General features: G+C 60.0%; 14 protein-coding genes. All 14 read right to left on the bottom strand.

Translation table 11 applies throughout. The features are described 5' to 3' along the window. Nucleotides 1-209: 209 nt before the first annotated feature. The 14 genes from AC15MQ_RS21640 to AC15MQ_RS21575 all read right to left on the bottom strand — a co-directional run bounded on the left by AC15MQ_RS21640 (nt 210) and on the right by AC15MQ_RS21575 (nt 20,302). Nucleotides 210-935: a hypothetical protein gene (locus tag AC15MQ_RS21640; RefSeq protein ID WP_483081303.1), complete on the bottom strand. Its 726-nt coding sequence runs from the start codon at nt 933-935 to the stop codon at nt 210-212. After that, nucleotides 932-2,935: a BREX-3 system phosphatase PglZ gene (gene pglZ, locus AC15MQ_RS21635; protein ID WP_483081302.1), complete on the bottom strand. Its 2,004-nt coding sequence runs from the start codon at nt 2,933-2,935 to the stop codon at nt 932-934. The genes AC15MQ_RS21640 and pglZ overlap by 4 nt, the downstream gene beginning before the upstream one ends. Next, nucleotides 2,932-5,739, bottom strand: a complete 2,808-nt coding sequence (locus AC15MQ_RS21630) for a DEAD/DEAH box helicase (protein ID WP_483081301.1) — start codon at nt 5,737-5,739, stop codon at nt 2,932-2,934. Before AC15MQ_RS21630 ends, pglZ begins: the two co-directional genes overlap by 4 nt. Then, nucleotides 5,739-8,507, bottom strand: coding sequence for a DNA methyltransferase (locus tag AC15MQ_RS21625; protein WP_483081300.1), 2,769 nt, complete (start codon nt 8,505-8,507; stop codon nt 5,739-5,741). Before AC15MQ_RS21625 ends, AC15MQ_RS21630 begins: the two co-directional genes overlap by 1 nt. Continuing rightward, a complete protein-coding gene (locus AC15MQ_RS21620; RefSeq protein WP_483081299.1) occupies nt 8,504-10,369 on the bottom strand; it encodes an RNA-binding domain-containing protein in 1,866 nt (621 codons plus the stop codon). Before AC15MQ_RS21620 ends, AC15MQ_RS21625 begins: the two co-directional genes overlap by 4 nt. Nucleotides 10,370-10,472: 103 nt before the next feature. Next, a complete protein-coding gene (locus AC15MQ_RS21615; RefSeq protein WP_483081298.1) occupies nt 10,473-14,198 on the bottom strand; it encodes a DUF6079 family protein in 3,726 nt (1,241 codons plus the stop codon). Between the two features lie 19 nt (nt 14,199-14,217). Beyond that, entirely contained in the window at nt 14,218-14,688 is a 471-nt protein-coding gene (brxF, locus tag AC15MQ_RS21610) for a BREX-3 system P-loop-containing protein BrxF (RefSeq protein ID WP_483081297.1), read from the bottom strand. A 682-nt stretch (nt 14,689-15,370) separates the two neighbouring features. Then, on the bottom strand, nt 15,371-15,535 hold the full coding sequence (locus tag AC15MQ_RS21605) for a hypothetical protein (RefSeq protein ID WP_483081296.1): 165 nt from the start codon (nt 15,533-15,535) through the stop codon (nt 15,371-15,373). 51 nt (nt 15,536-15,586) lie between these two features. After that, nucleotides 15,587-15,823 carry a hypothetical protein gene (locus AC15MQ_RS21600; RefSeq protein WP_483081295.1) on the bottom strand — a complete coding sequence of 79 codons (237 nt, stop codon included), beginning with the start codon at nt 15,821-15,823 and terminating at the stop codon, nt 15,587-15,589. Between the two features lie 190 nt (nt 15,824-16,013). After that, a complete protein-coding gene (locus AC15MQ_RS21595) occupies nt 16,014-18,038 on the bottom strand; it encodes an AAA family ATPase (protein ID WP_483081294.1) in 2,025 nt (674 codons plus the stop codon). After that, a complete protein-coding gene (locus AC15MQ_RS21590) occupies nt 18,038-18,421 on the bottom strand; it encodes a hypothetical protein (RefSeq protein ID WP_483081293.1) in 384 nt (127 codons plus the stop codon). The genes AC15MQ_RS21595 and AC15MQ_RS21590 overlap by 1 nt, the downstream gene beginning before the upstream one ends. Continuing rightward, entirely contained in the window at nt 18,418-19,146 is a 729-nt protein-coding gene (locus tag AC15MQ_RS21585) for a Rha family transcriptional regulator (RefSeq protein ID WP_483081292.1), read from the bottom strand. Before AC15MQ_RS21585 ends, AC15MQ_RS21590 begins: the two co-directional genes overlap by 4 nt. Further along, nucleotides 19,146-19,340 carry a hypothetical protein gene (locus tag AC15MQ_RS21580; RefSeq protein WP_483081291.1) on the bottom strand — a complete coding sequence of 65 codons (195 nt, stop codon included), beginning with the start codon at nt 19,338-19,340 and terminating at the stop codon, nt 19,146-19,148. Before AC15MQ_RS21580 ends, AC15MQ_RS21585 begins: the two co-directional genes overlap by 1 nt. 170 nt (nt 19,341-19,510) lie before the next feature. Further along, nucleotides 19,511-20,302: a hypothetical protein gene (locus AC15MQ_RS21575; RefSeq protein WP_483081290.1), complete on the bottom strand. Its 792-nt coding sequence runs from the start codon at nt 20,300-20,302 to the stop codon at nt 19,511-19,513. Nucleotides 20,303-20,316: the final 14 nt, after the last annotated feature.

Raw genomic sequence — 20,316 nt, 5'->3', positions numbered from 1 at the left:
AGGGCCACCGGGACGATGAAAGCCTCCTGAGGGTTCGGCAGCAGTCATCGGTCGGTCGCCTTTTGGGCGGTTGGCCTCGTTGTTGCGTGACAGTCACCATTTACCCCATTGGACTCCCTTTCGTGTTGCGTGACAGTCACTATAAGACCAGACGAAGCCCTATCCGGAACCTGTGTTCTTGCTCGGTAGCCATCGCGCCAAGGCGCTCCTCAAAGTAGAGTGCGCAGCGCAACAACTTGGTCGCTCGAACCTTCCGCTCGCACCTCCAGCGTCGGGCTGTTGGACATCAGATAGGCGAGAGGCTGATCAAGTATGAACGGATAGATCACTGCCAAGGACTGCAGACTTGCCAGTGGCATCGGCTTCTGCTGGTAGTGCAGGGCGGCCTCTACCAGCCACGCGACCATCCCGTCGTTCGTGAGGCTTCTCGCCGGCAAACGGACGAGCCGTCTGCCTTTCTCGACCCGCTTGATCACGCCCCAGTTCCCTTGCGTCTGAATCACAGCCTGTGTAGCGCGCTTTGTCACCTCGCGGTCGCCATACACCTCACTTATGCGGCGGTGGATCTCTGACACCGCGCAATCTCCCTGGATCGAAGTTAGCCGCCCAGTGAACTCGGCCACTTTTCCAAAGTAGGGGTATGTGGCGATTGCCGCACCCCATGCGAAAACAGCAAGCTCGCCAGCATCTTCCGTGCCTTTGAAGATTTGCACGCCACGGTCGATGAGGGCAGCCAGCTCGGGCCTTGGCTCAAGCGCAAGCGCGTTCAATTTCGTGCGGGTTTTTGCTTTGGCCTCTTTCCCAAGGCCGGCGGCATCCAGCAGTTCATTCAGCTCATCGAGACTGGCCATGCCTGCGCGTACCTTCAGCGCTGCAGCCACCCAATCCAGCTGGATGAACCGGTCGAAGCCAATTTGTGGGGCTGTCGGAATCATTCAGTTGGACTCACATAATTAATCTTGACGAAAGGCACCAACAGCTCTTCGACTGAGATGCCGCCGTGGACGACGGCTGGTTCACCTTGCTGCATGAAGGCAGCGCGTCCGCCAGCGAATAAGGTCATGAAATTCACTGGCAGTCCAGCGACATCAAGACGGTAGGTGTTTGGATTCGCGGCAGCCGACTCAGCCACCAAACTCTCACTGCGGTAAGTTCGAACACGCTCACCGCGCAGCTCTGGGGCCACCCCTTGGTTGGGTCGCCCCTGGCCAACCGCTTCCACATTTCCGTGGTCGGCAGTCAGGTAGACGTGGAAGCCCTTGTCGAGCAACAGCGAGAACAGCTGATCGACGAAGCCGCTCTCACACCAGTTCTCGATTTGCGTGGCGATTCCTCGCTTGCCCAATACGGCACCGTGCACAATCTCATCGACCATGTCCACCACAATGCCCGCAACCCTGATCGATGGTCCTGAAATGGCAGTGCCAAGTTCCGCCAACTGATCCGTTCGCTTGATGCCCTTGCGGTACATGACCTCGTTGGCGCGCAGCCCCTGGTCTTGCCAAAACCGCGACCACTGCGTCGGCTCTGGCGCTGTGGACTGGATCGTGTCGGCGAACTCTCGCGGCTTGAGTCCGGAGAACAGCGCCTGCCGGGATACCGACGTCAGGGTTGGGAGCCAGGCAAAGCACGCGCCTTCCTCGTACCCGAGCTTGGGCACTCGCTTGGCCAGGGCCTCCCGGATCTGAACCCACTGATCGACGGCAAGACCATCGAACACCAGCAGGGCAATCTTGGCCTCGCCGGCACCACGCCGCATCGAAAGAAAACGCGGCACGTGGTGCACCATGACCGGCCCTTTGGCGACAGGCAACGAAAGCAGGTCGGCATAGTGCTTGGTTACCCATTGCCGCAGACGCTCGTCGGTGGTGGCTTGCAGCTCGGCAATGGCGTCTTTCAGCCCTTCAGCGCGCACCGTGTCCAAGGCATGAAACCGGGCAAGTACCTCGCCGAACCGGCGGGACAGGTTGACCCAGTCGCGGTAGGACGATTCAAGCGTTGGCAGCGACTGAAGAATGCCTTTGATGCCTTCGGCGACGAGGTTCCTCAGTGCCAGCGGATCTTGGACGATGCCCACCTTCGCCCACTCAGGAATGCTGACAGCAGCGCCCTGAACAGCGAGCGGGTGAAGCAGGCCGTCCAGGAACATCGAGTCGACAAGCACCCGAACATCCGGGTGCTCGAACGGCACGTCGGCCTTGGCAATGAAGTCTGCTGGTGTCGGCTCACCAGTGCGTATTCCCGTCAAACCAAGACGTGACAGGTAGCGGTACCAAGCGTCCTGCACGACGCGAAGCAACGCGCTCTTCGATGCGAACAGCTCGCTGATCGGCAGATCCTTGAACGCCGTGTGATCGCCAAGCACATGCGCAACGTGGTCTGCGAGAATCAGCGGTAGACCGGCGTCGCGGTAGTGCAACCGCAGCAACTCTCGCCAGAGGTCTTCAGGCCTCGAAATCAGGTGCGGGCTGATCTTGAAGATGTGGGTCAGGACGAACTCTTTGGTCGCGGATTCGCCCAGGGTCTGGGATGCATGCTTCACCTGTGCTGCGAACAACGCCTCATGGTGCTCTGCGCCGATCTGGCGAACCACGGGATAGCTGAGCCTTGGGAATAGGTTGGCAAGGCTCAGGCTCACACGGCGTGCCTGCCTCAGGTAGTCCCAGGGCAGATCACTGATGCTGGTGCCACGCAGGTGCAACACCAGGGCCTTGGCCGGCGCTGCTTCACCACGGTCCCAAGCGTTCCGGTACCGATCCTCGTACTCGGCGCGGAACGCGACCGAGTCCTCGAACGGCAGCACCTCAAAGCCTCGTTCCCGCAGGCCTGACAGCACCTGCTCGTCCAGCAGCACATCGTCGGGGTCGGCGGCGATCCACAGGCGAGACAGGTCTGCCGGAAACTCCTTCAGGATGCGATCAATCCACGGGCTCATACCGGCCCCACCCGAAGCACCATCACTGCATTGAGATCCGGCACACTCGCCTCGGCGTCATCCAAAGCTGCCATCCGTGCCTGGTGCTCGGCGTTCAGCCGCTTGCGGCGATGCTCGCGAACAGCAGGCAAGCCAATCCTGCCGATGGCCTGATATCGGGCGTCGTAGGCGTACTTGGCCCGCTCCCGCTCTTCCTTCAGCCTTGAACGGTGCTCTCCGAGCAATTCAGAGAACAGGCGTTCGCCTTGGTTCTTGGCCACTGTCATGGATGCCTCGAACCACTGCACCGCCTGCTCGGTGGTGGTGGCGCCGGTGATCTCAACCGCCTCAGTCAACAGCAGGTCCCAGATGCGCTTGGCCGTGGGCACAAAGGTCCGCCCGTCGTCTGTTGCGAAGACCGGCAGGAAGCGCTTTCGGTTGAGACCTTCAGCGGACAGGCTGATTTCCCACAGTGACCAGACACCCTGCACAGCCTCAGGCAGGCCGGCGATCTTGACCACCGGCAAAGGCTGCCCAGCAACGCAACGTGACAGCTCGCTGATCACCGCTCTGGCGCGCGGTTCCTCCAACGTGACCCATTCCAGGTCCGGGTTCTGTTCCGCAGTCCTGGCGTCAAAGCAAACCTTGGTCGATTGGCTGCCGTCCACCCATTTCACGCGCCATGCATCACCCGTCTTTACGGCGCTGCCGCCACGTGCCGGCAATCCGGAGGTGATTGCGCGCTCCAGCCAAAACTGCGCCGGGTGGTCACGCCATTTGCGAGCCTCAATGGCATCCAGCGCGTGGGCATCCGCCAGCAGGTCGCTGTTCTTGCGCGCGTCGGCGACCTTGTCGCGAACCTGATTGATCACGGCGTCGCACGCTTTGTCGATCGAGCCGGGGTCTTGCAGGCCCTGCACGAACACCTCGTCGAACATTGCTTCCGCCTCGACCGAGTCCATCACGTCCGAGGCCTTGTCCACGCCGAATTCCTGGGCGATGACTTCGAGCTTGGTCTTCAGCACCTGGCGGACGCGGTGCTCCACCGTGTCTTCGAGAACGAAGTTGATTGCCCGCACCACATGGCGTTGGCCGATACGGTCCACGCGGCCAATGCGCTGTTCGATGCGCATCGGGTTCCACGGCATGTCGAAGTTGACGATGACGTGGCAGAACTGAAGGTTCAGACCCTCGCCGCCAGCGTCGGTCGAGACCAGAATTCGAACGGCGCTTGAGAAGGCCTGTTGCGCTTTGGCGCGCGTGTCCAGATCCATGCTGCCGTTAAGCAGGGCCACCGAGAAACCACGGCTCTCCAGAAAACCCGCCAGCATGGCTTGTGTCGGCACGAACTCCGTGAAGATCAAGACCTTCATGGTCGGATCGTTCTCTTCCTGCTGCAGCTTGTAGATCAACTCCAACAGGGCCTCGGCCTTTGCGTCGGTGCCCTGGGCCTCGGTTTCCCGGGCCAGGGTCAGCAGGAGGTCAACCTCGGCCTTCTCCTGCACCCAGCCCGAGGTCTGCACCGCGATGTCCACCTGGCTTTGACCGTCCAGCTCGGCCCACTCGTCCATCTCGGTCGAATCGAACAGCGATGCCTGCGGTTGGGGTTCATTGAGCAACGCCTGCCGCTTCTCCAGCGTGGTGCGAATCGCCGCCGTGCTGGACGTCACCAGCCGCTGCATCAGGATCATCAAGAACCCGATGTGCCGCTGCTTGGCCGCCAGTGCCTGGTTGTAGCCATGGCGCACGTAGTCGGTGACTGCCTCGTACAGTCGCTGCTGGGCGCCGTGCCGGTCTTGCCATGACACGGCCTGGAGACGGGTGACGCGAGGCTTGAACAGCGGCTGGCCCTCCGCATCGATCGCATTGCGCTTCTCGGTGCGAATGACGAAAGGTCGAACGCGATCGCGGCTGACGCTGCCTTCATCGGGAAAGGATTCGCGGTCGATCAACTGCATCAGGCGCAAAAACTGGTCAGTCTTGCCCTGGTGTGGCGTGGCCGACAGTAGCAGCAAGTAGGGCGCTGCTTCTGCCAGTGCAGCACCCAGCTTGTAACGGGCCACCTGGTCAGTGCTACCGCCCATGCGGTGCGACTCGTCGATGATTACCAGATCCCACGACGCCGAAATCAGATCCTCAAAGCGCTCGCGGTTGTAGTTGTTCAGTTGCTCCAGGCTCCAGCCTTTGCGGCCTTCGATTGGCTTGACCGAGTCGAGCGAGCAGATCACCTGGTCGTGGAGCCGCCAGAGGTTTTCTTCATCATTGCGCCATTGCCGGAAGGCTGCCAGTTCCGCTGGGTCAATGAATTGCAGTTTCTCTCCGAAGTGCAGGCGCATCTCGGCCTGCCACTGCCGCACCAGTCCCTTGGGTGCCACCACCAGCACGCGCTTGACCATGCCGCGCAACTTCAGTTCGCGCAGAATCAGCCCTGCCTCAATGGTCTTACCCAGGCCCACCTCATCTGCCAGCAGGTAGCGAATGCGGTGCTGGCTCATGGCTCGGTTGAGTGCATAGAGCTGGTGCGGCAACGGCACCACGCTAGATTGGATAGGCGCCAGCAGCAGGTTGTCCTCCAAGGCGTCCAGCAGTTTGGCCGCCGCTGCGGTATGGAGAATGTGCGCAACCGTTGGCGGAACGCTGTCGAGTGTGGCCAAGTCCCGCGAACGCGCACGCACGACCGCATCCTTGCTGGGCAGCCACACGCGGTAGGCGGTTTCGCCCCACATGTCTTGCCTTTCGACCACGCGGCAAGGCGCGGCAAGGCGTGCATGCCAGCACCAAACGCCGAAGGAATGACCAACCAAGGTTTGGCCGATCTCCGGCATCAGGTGCCAGACTCCATGCGGGTGAGCGCCTGGTCATACCAAAGCAATAGCTTTTCGTCTTCTTGCAAAGCTTCCTCCGGCACCTTCTGGGCGACGGCGATGATGGTCGCGTAGTCCCGGTTCGCCCACGCGGTCTTGAAACCGGTACGCATCGCTTCGAGCCGGAAGGTTTTCAGGCGGCGGCCGGCAAACGAACGGTAGGCATCGAACTCCTTGAGCAGCGCCCTATCCCGGACCATTTCCAGGTCCCGTGCCTTGCTCGGATCGGGCACAAACCAGCGGTCAGTCGCCTTGGTTTTCAGGCGTGGGTCTGACTTCTCCAGATTGCGGAACTCCTGCCAATTCGTCGACAGATAGCTGTGAATCTGCGAAGGGACTTCAACACCGTCCTTGTCTTTGGGGTCATAGCAGAGGAAGTTGCTTTCCAGCAAATACGAGAGTTCCGGCTTGGCCTCGTGCTTCTTCCAGCCAGCCCCCAGTTGCATGATGAACTCGGGGTGGATTTCCTGATAGGTCGAAGGTTTTTTCTTTAGAAAATCGGACAACCAGTCGATAGCCGAACGCTCATCGGCAATAAACATTTCCATCTGCGGCGCTTTGGCAGTTTCCATCCGCTTCTTGTCGTATTCACTGACTTGCTCGGGCAGGAAGACCATGCCATCCCGTTCAGCGAAGCGCTGCGACAGCCCCGCCTGAAATTCCTGGCTGGAGAGTGGTACCGGAAAACTGTGCCGGACAAACCAGGCCACTAGCCGGTCGAAAATGATGCGCGGATCGCGCTCAGCGACGAACTCAATCTGCCCATCCCTAAGCTTCACGGTTGGGAGGTATTTAAGGTGAGTGCGGACAAAATCCCAAGCGGAGTCCTCACTGCCGCCCGCCTTGGCGAAACGTTCTTCGAGACCGCCATTGGGCTTGTAGGTGGAGATGACCAAATCTTGCTTAACCGCAGTAGTTGTTGTGACAGCCTTGAAACTTCCCTGTTTTTTGTCGAGTACAGAAACATTCGCGACAACGAATCCAGCCTCTTGGAGCGCAGTTTGTATGGCATTCCACACCGTGGCCTGAGTATTTGAGAATTCCACAGTCATCCATCTTCCTGGCTTTAGGATGCGATTTGCCTCCTTAAAGCATGAGGTCATGAGGTGTCTGTAGTCGTCGATGCTTTTCCCTTGCGAGCTGTTTTCGATAGCCTCAAATTTATTCTCGGTCTTGACCTTTAACCAAGCTTCCCAAAGAAAACTAAGTTCCGAATACATCAAATTGGAACCAAACGGTGGGTCCAAAAATATGTAATCAATCGAATTGCTTGGGATGCTGAGCCTTCCACTATCCTGATTTGAAAGGATGTTCATTGTGTCGCCGACAACCCCAGACAAATGCTTTATCTTCGCCCTCAGTTGATTGAATGCGCTATTTTCTTGAGGCGTTGCGCAAATGTAATAGGTTCCTGAAGTGGTCCCACCTTTCCCATTTGCGCGCCAACGGTACATCCAGCTTAGGTTCAGCAGTGTTGCCGTTACGGCCAACTTGAGTCTTGGGTTTTTACATTTCGAGAGGTAAGACCCAAGCACCCAATTTGCCCTCTTTGGGACGATATGGTGAACTCGCGTCACTCCGATGGAGCGAAGCCTTCCGATCTCCTTCCCATCAATAACATTTTCTGTGGGAACCCAATAAGGCACAGGTATCGATTCAATTTTTTCAATTAGCCTCCGATCAAGCTCGTCGGGATTCTTTTCGAACCTCTTGCCGCTTATCGTGTAGTTAATCAGGACTGGGACACGTTTGGGCTGACGCTCTGTAGAATGTGAGTCAGGGTCAACCCTGTTAACCCACGCACGCTCCATATTTCTCTTGGACAAGCTTACGGAACAGTGCGGACATGGAAATTCGTCGCTAACTTCGCCAGCAGAGCGATCAACCGCCGCATCCCAAAAAATAACCTCGCTAGTGCACTCTGGACAAACATACACATCCGACCACACCGTATAGTTAATCTTCGCGGTGCGCCCATCAGTGTGCTTTGTTTCATAAAGCCATCCACATTCGGCCTCCACTTGGCCCAATATGTCATTAGCTTCTTTCTCAAAGTCGTTCGCATCGTCCGGTGTGTTGTAGTTGTGCGCAATGAACGCTGCCGCGGGCGATAGATCATTAAGAATTGCGCGCCGCACACCGAGCCTTGAGAACGGCTTCCAAATCGCACGACCATCTTCTCTATTGGGCGACAATACTTCACCGTTGGCCTCAACCTTATAGCCAAGTGACTGAACGACCGCACGGTCTCCGCAAAGATGCGCGGCCACTCCGGTCATGCCAGTCCCGCAAAACCCATCAAAAACCAGGTCGCCAGGCTGGGTGTAATGGAGGATGTAACGCATGATGGCCTTATGCGGCACTTTGGTGTGGTAGCTGTGAGCTAGATAAATTGGATCGTTCTTGCCCTCGCTCACATCCGTCGCAAACGGCTCTTTGTTACACGGGATCGCTTCGTCATAGGGCGTGCCGTAACGATTGATGAAATCTCCGATGAAGGGATTCGGGCAAGCGGTGTAATAGGGAGGGTCAGACAGCGCAAGGATGTCTTCGTCCGTGCCGGTGGGGAATCCTCCAATCTTGCGGAAGGCTGGGTCGTTCAGCTTTTCGCGAAGAATTGCCAGGTAGTGCTCGCGCCGAGCTTCGTCGTTTGGGAATGGCAGGCCGAGACACTCAACCGGTCCTGATGGCTTAGGCACGTCGGCGACTAGGGAGTGGGAGGTTGTCATTGTTCTGGTTCCTGTTCGGTTGCGACACCGGCTTGCCCGTGCATCGTCTTGAGTTTTACCCCGACATCGGTGAGCACGTATTGCTGGTTGGGGGAGCGTGGCTTGTCAGGGAGGGTCAGGCGCAGCACGCCGCCCGCCAACAGCGGCGCCAGATGAGTCATTACAAAGTGCGGGCGATGGTTGAAGCCCGTGTGGGTCATCAATTCCGCCATCGAACGAGGCACGTCGGCAAAACCGATGAGCCGCCACTGCACGTCGGACAAGCGATCAAGTGACCGATCAAGCTCGCCTGCACCTGCGCCAGCTTGATCGGTAGCTTGATCGGTGCTCTTTTCACCGCCAAGTTCCGCTGCAACGTGTGGATTTTCTGGTTGAACGCTGGACGTTCCGGCCAAGAAGCGAGGTCGCAAATGCTCGGTCAGACCGAATACGTTGCCGGTTTCGCCTTGCGCCACCAGCAAAGCTTGTACGGTAAGCCGCTGCACAAGCTGTCGGGCGTCCGTACCAGAAAGGCCGGTGAGCGCCTTCACATCGGCAATGTCAATCTGGCCCTTGCGGGTCAGGTAAGCGAAGACATCGGCTTCCTGCCCGGAGAGGCTCACGCCCAGGCGTGCCTGTGCCAGAAGCTGGGCTTCGCTAATGAGCTTTTCCTTGCGCAGCCGCAGGCGGAAGCTCTTTTCGGCCTTGTGGTTCTCGATTTCCGGCGGTAGGTAGCCCAGCCTGCGCCAGCCATCGAAGATGGCGCGCACGCCGGTGCCGCCCTGGTCGGATAAGCCGATACGGCGGAATGCGTTGACAATACTGGGGTTGCGAACCTCCTTGTCGCCGGGGTCAAGCAGTTGCTCGCGCGAGCCGAAGGCGTCACCAGGATTGAAGAACTCGGTCTGGTCTCGGAAGAAGCGAATGACCGGCACGCGGGTGGTGTCGCCGAAGTCCTGATGGATTAGCAGATTGATGGCGGCTTCGCGGAAGGAGATGTAGTCCGGTGGATCGTCGTCGCGGCGCAAAGTGCTGGCATCCACGGCAAAGGGGCGCTCGCTGTGGCGGAAGTAGAACTCGACGATGGACTGCCACGCCTTGATGAGGTTGTCTTCCACGGTGAGGCGGTCGGCCCAGCGCACGGCGGAGTCGTAGTCGGCACTAGTGTTGCGGTAGAGCTGCACATCCGTCACCATGCGCGGCAGCACCTGGCGGACGTATTCGCCACTGCCCAGCACTAGGATGGCGGCGCGGGTGGGGCGCAGCACGCCGCCTTCCTCAACCAGAAAGCCCCAGTTGCGCAGGAAGGCGGTGTCGTCAGCCGCCGTATCCTTGCCGGGGTTGCTGGCGGCGAAACGGGTACGATACCAGCGCACGGAGGTTTCGTCGAAGCAACGGCTGGTATCGACATCCAGCGGCTCGGCGTCGTAGCGAATGTTCGATGCGTCGCGGATGAAGCGCAGCAGTTCGTCGCGCGTGCAGGTGTCGTCGCGCCCACCACGGCGGATGTATGCCTTGTGCGGTGAGCGATCAATGAACACGGGTTTTTCGTTGCGTTTGGCTTCGGGCACATAGAAGGCCAGAACCGTGCCTTCAGCCAAGGAATGAACTGATCCATTGATCGGCAAGAATACGCTGATCTTGTTCTGATCGCGTACCCAGCCGAGAAATGTGTTCTGCATTTCGTCGGCATTGGTGACACCGGCAATGGTGAAGGTGCCGTTGGCTTGCTTGACGCCGAATACCAAGTGCCCGCCCGCCGTGTTGGCGAAGGCGCTGACGGTTTCCAGCGAATCCTTGGGCGCGGCCCAAGTCGCTTCCTTGAATTCGATGTCGTTCCACTCAATCGACTGGAGGCGTGCCTGCAATTCTTTTCTATCCATGATCAGCTTGGCCCGTAGTGCTAAGGCGCCGTCCCGCCAGCGCCGACTTCCCAGTTTGGATGGTGCAAATGGCTCTGCGACCGAGGTTTTGTGGCTGACTCATCTACTCCACCACGAACCGTAGCTTGCTGGCGTCCTTGCCCTTGCAGCGGTCATTCAGAAAGGTTTCGAATCGCTTGCGGAGGTCATCTGGCGTCGCCGGTGAACCGCCCTGTAGCAAGGCCTTCTTGATTTCGTCGCCGCTGACGCCGATCTTCTCCAGTCCTGACAGGGCTTCCTGCACGGCGCTGACAAAGTCCGGGGTCACGGGCTCGGCAAGTTTTTTCGACGCGACGAACTTCGTGATCAGCTCGCGGGCGGATGCCTTCAGCAGATCAAGGTTGACCTGAATGATCGGGTCGTCCAGGTTGTCGAGCAGCGTTTGCTGCCAGCCGTCGAGCAGACGGTCCAGTTCCTCATCCAGTTGCTTGAGCACGTTGGCTGCCGGCAGGAAGTCGCCTTGCTCGTTGGCGGGGCGGAAGCTGCAGTGAGGGCAATAGGGGCTGGCAGACAGCTCCGATTCCACCAGCGACGCGCAACTCTTGAGCTTGTCGAGCTTGTCGTCGAAGTTGGTGAGTTGGCTGGTGGGCATCAGTGCGATGCCCGCCAGGGCCCGCATCGCGACCAGACGGGAGTCTTTGCGCAATGCAGATTTGGTCTTGTCCTCGGCCACTCCTAGGCGTGCCTTGCTGTGCTGGGCGATGTAGGCGTTGAGGTAGTCCTTCTTGAGCTGACCCAGGGTCTGCCGGTACTCGGCGGCATGCTGTGCGTTGCGGTCCAGCGCGAGCTTGTCGAGGATGTCCTTGCGTGCGCTTTGCGCTTGCTTGACCCAGGCGTGATCGCTGGACAGCACCATCTCGGCCTGCGACAGGTAGGCGGCTGTGCTGCCCAACTCCGTCACCAGCTCCAGCAGCTTTTCAACAGCGGCCAGAACCTCGAGGTTCTTCTTCTGGGCTTCGATGTCGTCGGAGCCGATGCGCAGGTTCTTCAGCTTGCCGACCGTGTTGTACGGCGTCAGCCCCTCAGTGAAGGTCTTGAGCGCTTCCAGACGGGTGCGCCAGTCTCGGATTTCGTCGTCCGTGAGCAGCGGCCTGCCCCAGAAGGTGAGCTTGCCTTGCAGATCGGTGCCCGCCGTCAGGACACGGCCGACCAGCTTGGAGACGGCTTCGAGAAGCTGCTTGACGGGTTCTTCCGAACCTTGCGTGGCCAGTTGCGCCAAGCCGGGCGACAGGCCGAGCAGTTCGAACAACGACCGCAGAACGGCGACGTTGATTTCCTTCGGCGCTTCGACATGCTTGAACTGCTTGAGATCTTCGAGGCCGCGCTCGGCCAGCAGCGTGATCTTGCCGGAGTCGATCTTGTCGCCGGTGATCGCCAGGACGATGTCGCCGGAGTAGACGAGACCGCCCAGCACGACCACCAGCAGGTCAGGCTCCAAGCGGAATTTCACCGGGTGGAAGTACTCCACGTCGGTCTGTCCGTTCAGCAATTCGCTGCGGTTCAGCACCTGGCCATGTCCCTTGGCCTTCAGTCGGCTCAGCACTGCTTGCGAGTACCGTGAGCGCCCCGGCTCGATGCGGTCGCCATCCAGCATCTCCAACGCGTCGAGGATGGCATTGGCGTCCTTAGTGCGGGTGCCGCCGGCCAGCGCCTTCAACGCATTGCCCACCAGTTGCTTGCGGTTGGATTCAGTCACCAGCACCGGAAATGTCGGGTACTCGGGCGAGACTTCGACAAACTGCTGGTTGAGTGCCAGGCCGGAGACGACGTTGACGATGTCGCGGAAGTTGGCACGCTCATCAGATCCCAGGCGCAACTTGTCGCGGATGGAGACGCCTTTGGCCCAGTCCTGCAGGGTCTTGGTTTTGCCTTGGTACGTGACCTCGAAGGCAGTCATCTGCTTTTCCTGCAGCCACTTGCTCATGTCGCGCAGCGCGGTCTTGGCTTTGTCCAGGTAGACGGCCTTCGCGCCGCCGCTGGCAGTGGAGGCAAGGTCCTGCGCCGCCGCGTAGAAAGCCAGATGGCGCTTGATCGCGTCGTCCAGCCCCTTGAGCCTGATGAAGACCTCATCCGACTTGTTCTCGTCTCGGAAGCGTGGCGGCTCGAAGGGCTGGATGAAGTAGACGTAGAAGTCGCGCTCTGGCTGGGCGGTGGGCCGGTCGTTCGGGGCGCCGAAGAATAGGTAGCCATTGCGGTCGACGCGGCGGTCTTGCCACTCGATCTGGTACTGCCAGATCTGATGGCCCGTGACGTAGGTGCTCTCGTCGGTGCGTTCCATCAGCTGCTTGATGGCGCCGTAGTAGGCGCGGTCCAGCGCGTCATCTGACAGGGCCTCGGCACGCTTTTCGATCTGCGCGTCGTAGTCGACGTCCTTCTTGAGGTCGAGGTAGTACTGCTCGGTGTCCGGCGCCTTGGAGATGAACTGGCCGTTGACCGTCTTGACGATCTCCCGCAGGGTGGTCTGCACGGCGGTGAGTAGGTCGTCGGCCGGGTCGCCACCCATGTCCTCGATACCGGGCTGGTACAGGCACAGCGTGTCCCGCAGCTCGGTAGCGGTTGGCCCGACCGGTACGTAGATGTCGCCGCCGGTGGTGAGCCGATGCACCGACAGGCCAGCGATCAGGCGCTGCGCCATCGGCTTGTAGGCCGGGCGGGTGAAGGCCTTCAGCACACGCTCCGCCAGAACCTCCGACACTTTCAGGACGGGGCCGATACTGGGGTCGGATCGCAGCACCGAGTTGGACGTCACCGTTTCCCAAAACTTTTCGTACCCGATGAGTCCAGGGCGGTCGTTGGGAACTTCGTCATTCAGGACGGCCTGGATCTGGTCGCGCAAGGTAACCAGGGCGCCGCGCTTCTCGGTGAAGATCAGCCGCTCGAAGGTGCCGATGTACTCGGGGTGAACGGGGAACAGCCGCACGTACTCGTCCATGCGCTCGTTCATGGAGCTGTAGAACTTGGCGAACTTGGTGAGGTAGGTCCGGATCTTGTTCTGCTGATCCGCCGTCTTCTTCAGCAGGCGCTCGGCAACCACAAAGCTGACGTCCTGCCGGGCCAGCAGAACTTGCGTGAAGCGGTCCTTCACGCGGCGCAGGCTGTCGGCGACGTGCTGGAAACGGTTGCTGTCGAAGATGGCTTCCTGCACGCCAGCCACGAAGCGGAAACGCAGGTGCTTGGTGACTTCACCGATCTCACGCAGGAACGACAGGTCCAGCACCAGATCGTGATCCTTGCGGGAGCGCAGGTAGTCGAGAAACTCGTCCACCACCAGGAGCACGCCCTGATTGGGGTGAACCTCGGCAAACGCGGCCATCATTTCCTCGAACGCCGCCTTGTTGTTGACCACCTTGTCGGCTGCCGGGAACGAGAAGCTGACACCGTTCCTTTCAAGGAAGAGTTCAAGCTCTTGGGTGATGATGTTCCGCAGCGACATCTGGCTGGAGATCTCGATGCGGTGGACCTTGAACTTGCCCGCGATCTTCCCCGCTGCTTCCGCAACTTTGGGATGGCGAATCATGGGCTGGTAGGCCACGTCCTCAGCTACAAGGGACAGCACAGACATCAAGTGCGACTTACCGGTGCCGTAGTTGCCGACCACCAGCACGCCCATGTGGTCGACGGACTCGTCGAAGGAAAGCTGCGGAATCATCTGCTTGGCGATCCGCTCGGCCATGTCGTCGGACATGACGTACGTCGCGACGAGCTTCTTGGCCTCGTCCGGACGATTGGCGTCGAGCAGTTGGATGACCGATTCGATCGGTTCGAATTGAATGAGATCGCCGTAGCGCATGTCTTTCCTCTCTTCCCTATTACTGAATCTCGAAGGGGACCACGCCAGCAAGGCTGTAGTCCTGGTGTTCTGGATGCCCTATGTCGGCGTAGGTCAGCCGGCCCGTTCTCGCATCGCCCTGCAACTCGCCCGGCCAAACCGCCACGACGCGTTTCGCGTGTGCGTGGCGCTTCAGCAGATCGAGTGGATCGAGCTGAAGGGACCGGTCGAATAACAGTTCGATGTTGTCCAGCAGCAGCAGGTCGCCAGGGGCATGTTGATCGGCCAGCTCACGCAGGATCGTCGTGGTCTGCAGGTGACGCTGTCTTTGTGGAATTGCCGCCAGCCTGCGACCCAGCTCCGCTCCGACATTCAGTGGCGTGACGCCCTTGCTTCTTGCGAGGGTGTGCAGCAATGCGGTCTTCCCCGAATGGGGCGGCCCGATGAGCAGGACGAGCTTGCTCTGCAGTGCTCCGACTTCATCGACCAAGCGATCCAGTTTTTCCATCACTTGCTGGCCCTGCCTATCGATGTGCGGAGTAGGGGCAAGGGGTGTTCATTGCGTCGTAGAGCGCCAGGTGGTCCTTGCTTCCAGCAGCTCGGTCTGAGCCACTGGGCTCTGACCACGGTCCCCAGGGCTTCGGGAATGATGTCCCGGGTGGCGGCGATAGGCTGGCGGTGCTCGAGTTTCATGGCCGATCGTAACTTGGAATTGTTGTTCTCTACCGTGCTCGTCCGACATTGCTCACAGCATCTGAGACCGGCTCAACATTCTGAAGGATTCAGTGCTTGCACGCACATCTTTTCGTTGGCGGCGAACTTGCCAAATGGATCATTATCGGATGGGAAAGGCGCATAGGATGAGCCTGCCTAAAGGCCGAGCAATGGATGAACACCGCCCCAGCAGCCCTTGGCCAAGACCCACATCACACGGACAACCACCCTCACCAGTACGCACACGCGCCGCTAGCGAGTTATGATCCAGTGGTCGATTGGCACCACCTGTTGGTTTCGATGAACCAAGGGTAAATTGCTCACTATGCCTGCATTCGACTGGCCCATCGGTACCGTGTCCACAGGAGTCGCGTGCAGGTGAGTGGCCGCCTTGCTCAGGGATAGCTCCATCGTCGCCGCGACATCTTCTAGACGAGACACCGGTGTTCCGTCGGCGACGCATCCAATCGGGTCGGGGATCAAGTCTCTTCGCGCGCCTTGGCTTCGATCGCGACCTTGATCTCGCCGGGTGCCAGATGGAGCACACGGATCATCATCGGCTGGGTGTCAGTATGTTCCAGTCCAAGCGCATCCATGCAGGAGGCCCGGCACTGGCCGGTCGCCGGCTGCGGCGCTTTTTCCACGCACATGTGATGGCATGCCGAGTGGCTTCCTGGAAGCAAGCAGGGCGCTCATCATCGATTTGCCTCGCGTTGCGCTAGTAGCCATTGCGTTGCCGTGGTGCTTGCCTCGCTACCGCTGTGCTTGTCCGGATGGCAGAGCCGAATCAGGCGCGCGAGCATGTCGGGCGGAATCGCGAGGGCGGGGGTGGCCGTGACCGCCTGCAGCCGGCGCCGAAGGGCGGCTACCTCTGCGCGCAACTCCAGCAACTCGTCATGCTCGGCGCGCTTCGATTCCTTCCAGCAGGGCATGCAGGTTCTTTTCCACGACGCGTCTTTCTCGAAACGGTCGCCGCATGCGGGGCATATGGATATGCTCATGGGCTTACCCCGAAATTCCCCGAAATCCCCGAAAACGGGGTTTTCCGGCTTCCCGAAACCCCGAAATTCCCCGCCGCGTATATAAATACGCGGGGGAAAACGGGGGAACCGGGCGGGGAGGTCAAGCAACCCATATCCAACCCTCCCGAAGAACCAGCAGCCCACGAGTAACCAGCCCGGTGATTGCCTGTCTGGTGCGCTCTGTCTGGCGGTCGCTTTCCACTGCCAGGCGAGAACGAACCTTGGCAATGGCATCGTCGATCAGTAGCACGGGGCGGCCTTTCGGTAGCTCTTCGGGAACGCCATCCGGACGGCGCTCGCCGGCAGCTTTGAACATCTCATGCAATCCGTCCCACACGATGCGCTGATTACCGCCACTCGGCAGCTTCACTCGGCGCACGGCATCCCCTGCGCACTGCTCCGGCACGACGATGCAGCTTGTAACCGGCTCGCCGTCGTCCTCGTCCTCGCCGATCTGCACCACGTCAAGCCGGACCACGTCAAGCCGGAACAGATGCGCCTCGCCGTCGTCGCCGTCTTTGCTCTTGGCGATCTTCCACTCGCGGCGGTCGTCGGTGCGGGTCACTTCAATGGCGGCGTCAAGTGCAGCGTGCAGCGAACTGTGCCCGCGCATGCCCTTGGACGTGTTCTTGCCTGTGTGATGGACCAGCAGCACAACGCCACCGACGGCGGCCTGTATCGCTTTCGCCGCGGCGATGACTTCGCCCATGCTCTTGCTGTCGTTCTCATCCATGCCCGGCGCGGCGCGGTTCAGTGTGTCGAGACACAACACGCCATCGCTCCAGCCAGCGGCCTGAACGGCGGTCACGAGGTCGGCGCGGTCGGTGGCGTTGCGAATGTCCAGCGATTGCAGCAGGAAGCGGAAGCCAGCGGACAGCCGGCCATGCTTCGCCTGGTACGCCTGAACCCGCTGTGCAATACCCGCCTCGCCTTCGAGTGCGATGTACAGCACTGGCGCGGCCTTCGTCCGGCATCCGAACCACTCGCCACCACTGGCCACGCTCGCCAGCAGATCGAGCACCAGAAACGACTTTCCAGAACCGGACGGGCCGAAGGCAGCGGCGATGCCCTCCATCGGCAGCACGCCACGGACGCGCCACCGTGCCGGCGGTCGCTTGGCGAGGTCGGCGGGTGTCAGCAGTTGGAAGCGCTGCGGGATCTCCTTGGCGCCCTCCAGCAGACTGCGCACGGCGGGAAGCCCTGCGGCCTGGTGATAGTCGTTTAAGTCGTAGTTGCTCGCGTTTCCCGCAGGCATTTCAACCCAGGCGCCAGATACCTCCTTGGAGATGGCGGCACACTGGTTTTCCTTGCTGGTGTCCGCCACCAGCACCAGACGGGCAGACGGGTATCGCTCGTGCAGGGCCTTGGCGACTCCTGCCATGCGTCCGACTCCGAAGCAGCAGACAGCCGGCGCCCTCGTTGCCTGGTGCGCAGACCACGCCTGACCAATGCCCTCAACAACGTAGACGGTGCCGCCGTCCTTGATATGGCCACCGATGACCAAACAGGCGTCGGGCGTCGCCGATACCTTGATGCCCGGCAAAAACAGCTTGTCCTTGCCGCCCTCGGGGATCTGCTCGTTGAGCACTACGAACTGGAGATTGACCAACTCGCCGGCCAGCGTGCGGACTGGCAGCACCAAGGCGCCATCGCAGGCTTGCCGATAGATCGTCATCTGGCCACGATAAACGCGAAGCCCGTCCGGCAGCCCCATCTTGCGGACGATGTACTCCTGCTCGATGGCTGCCGGCTCACAGGCGCCCCACAAGGAGATCGGGTCGAACGGCGGGACCTTGGCTGTCTCGTGTTGCAGGGACTTGTCCTGGCGCGATGGCGGGCGCTTGGCGGGCGGCTCTCCGTCGTCGGTCCAACCTGCTGCGCGGGCGGCGTGAAACAACGAACCCTCGCCGACGGGTCCGGGCCGGATGCTCTGCCAGACCGAGCGACAGTCCTGCTCGTTGTGGTAATTGGGCGCCGACGAGCACCACTCGTGCCAGGTGTCGAAGTCCAGCCCGGCAGCTTTCGCGGCCATCGCGTTCTTCACCCAGGTATCGCGGTCGGTGCCGGCGTCCAAGAACCAGAGCGCAGAGCGGGCGCGCTCGATTTCTGCGAAAGCGTCACGCATCACAGCGCACCTCCAGCGAGCAACACGACACACGTCGCGGCCAAGGCGAGAAGTCCGGCCAGCGTGGCGTCAATGACTCCTTTTTGGCGCGGGAAGATACGGAACATCTTCTGCCGAGTCCGAACGCCATCAACGTGGTGCTCGGCGATCGTGCGCCAGGTCTGGCGGACGCACGGCAGGTCGTCGAGAACCATGGCGATGGATGCCCAAAATGTCGGCCTGTCTGCTTCGGGATAATCTAGCGCTCCGACAAACTCGCCGGCCAGGATGCGGGCCTTGATCGCGTCGACCAATGTGGCGATAATGTCGGTGTCGTTTCTGTTTTCCTGAGCCCCGCTGCGCGCCATCGCTGACGGGGCTTCTCCGTTCTTGGGGGCGGTCATTTGGCAACCTCCAGCATTGCCGGAGTCCTGCCCGGTACCGACTGCCCAATCAGCGCAGCGAACTGGCGGACGCGCTCGGCGGCGGTGCGGTAGGCGTCTTTGTAGAAGGTCTTCGCCGTCATCGACTCCAGCAGCGAGCGTTCAACGATTTTTTCGGCCATCGCCACCGATGCCAACTGCTGCGCCGACAGTCCTTGCCTGAAATCCTTGCCGACCGCGGACTGGACGAAGAACAGCGCGCGGTTCGTTTCCTTGGTGATGCAGAGGTAGTAGCGGCTGGCGCTCTTGCTGCCTTGCTGGATCGCGTACTGAACGAAGGTGGCTATCACGTCTGTTTCGGCGATCCGCGCGGCCCTGCTCTCGATGCGAGCCTGTTGCCAGTCGGGCGAGGCGCGCATCTGGCGCAGGCGATTGATTTCGTCGCGGGCGGCGAGGAAGGCATCGACCAAGACACGCTGGCCTTCGCGTGATCTCTTTCCGCCAATGAACGGCATGGAAATCAGCGCGGCGCGCTCGCTCAACTGATATGCACGCTGCTCGCGGTTCATCTCGTCGAAGTAGGAGATCGGCTTGAAATCTAGCCGATCTATCGTGCCATCCACGATCAGTCCATCGAGCGATTGCAGGACGTTCTTGTGTGGTCTGCCGAAAAGATCGGCGATGAGAACGGATGTGGTGGTGGGGGCGCCGTGGGCGACAGCAACGATATTGGAATCGGCGGTCATCAAGCCACCTCACCAGATACAAGCGCGTCAATCTTGTCCGCGTCCCATAAGAGACGACCGCCTACCAGCTTGACGGGGCGAATGCCTTTGAAGTGACCAACAAGGCACAAGTCGCGGCGCAGGGTTTGGGGCTGGAACCGCACGACGGCAGCGGCCTCTATTGTGGTGTAACGGCGTGGGGTGTTGTTTTGCATGGCATTCGCTCATTATCAACAAGTGAGCGCTTATTTTTCTGGCCTGACTGGCCAGAGTCTGCAACCATTTACCTCCGGAAAATAAAAACGGCAGAGACTCTAAGTCACTGCCGTCATTTGTTTTTTTGCGGGAGCAACGTGGCGTCACTCAACCTCAAAAAGTCTGTCCACTAACTCTGTCCACTCGGGCCACCTTTCGGTGGGGAAAATTTCCACTTTGAAGCGCCCAGGTCTTGGCGGATAGTGCTTGTTCCTACCGGGCCGCGCTGACCATGAAGGCTTGCGTCACTCTCCAAGTGGGTTTGTACGAAAGTCGCCACGCTGCGCTGAGAGATTTGCCGTTCGCCTCGTGCCCATTGCTCTTCTCCTGCTATTTGGGCCAGAGCCACTACTTTGGCTCTTCGCTTGTCTATTCTCTCCGCTTGCTCGGTGCGTTTGGCATCTCTTCGTGCTCCAGAATGGGCTGCGTCGGTCTGCTCTGCCGTGTTTCCGGATACTGCTTGCAGAGTGTCTGCGTTCTGCTCCTGCGCCTCACTCGCTATGGGCGCCGTGGTATCGGCTTGCTCCGTGTCTTCTTTCAGTCTGGTTGCCATTAATTTGGCCAAGGATTCCTCGGAGATGGCGCCCGCCAGTCCCTCGTTCTTGAAGAAACGACGCAACTCTGAAACTGAGCAAGGGAATTTCAGAACAGGCTTGCCTGGTTTACTTGGCGAGGATGTGAGACCGTATCTCAAAATCTCTTGCTCTTCTTCGGACAGCAGCGACAAGGCGAACTTATCCCACTTCCGAAAGTAAATACCCTTCTCTTTGATGGAAAACCCACCGAAATCGTCCTTGTCTATGCCGCGCTTTTCCCACTTTAATAGACGCGGAAAGCCGTCGTCATCTTGGTCTGGAGGCATGCATATCTTGAGTAATTCGCGCATTCCGATCCACTCGTCGTCCTCATAATTGATGCTCACTGCGCTCCTTCTCT

It is taken from the genome of Candidatus Accumulibacter propinquus, assembly GCF_056856495.1.
This window is presented reverse-complemented; position numbering and strand designations above follow the sequence as displayed.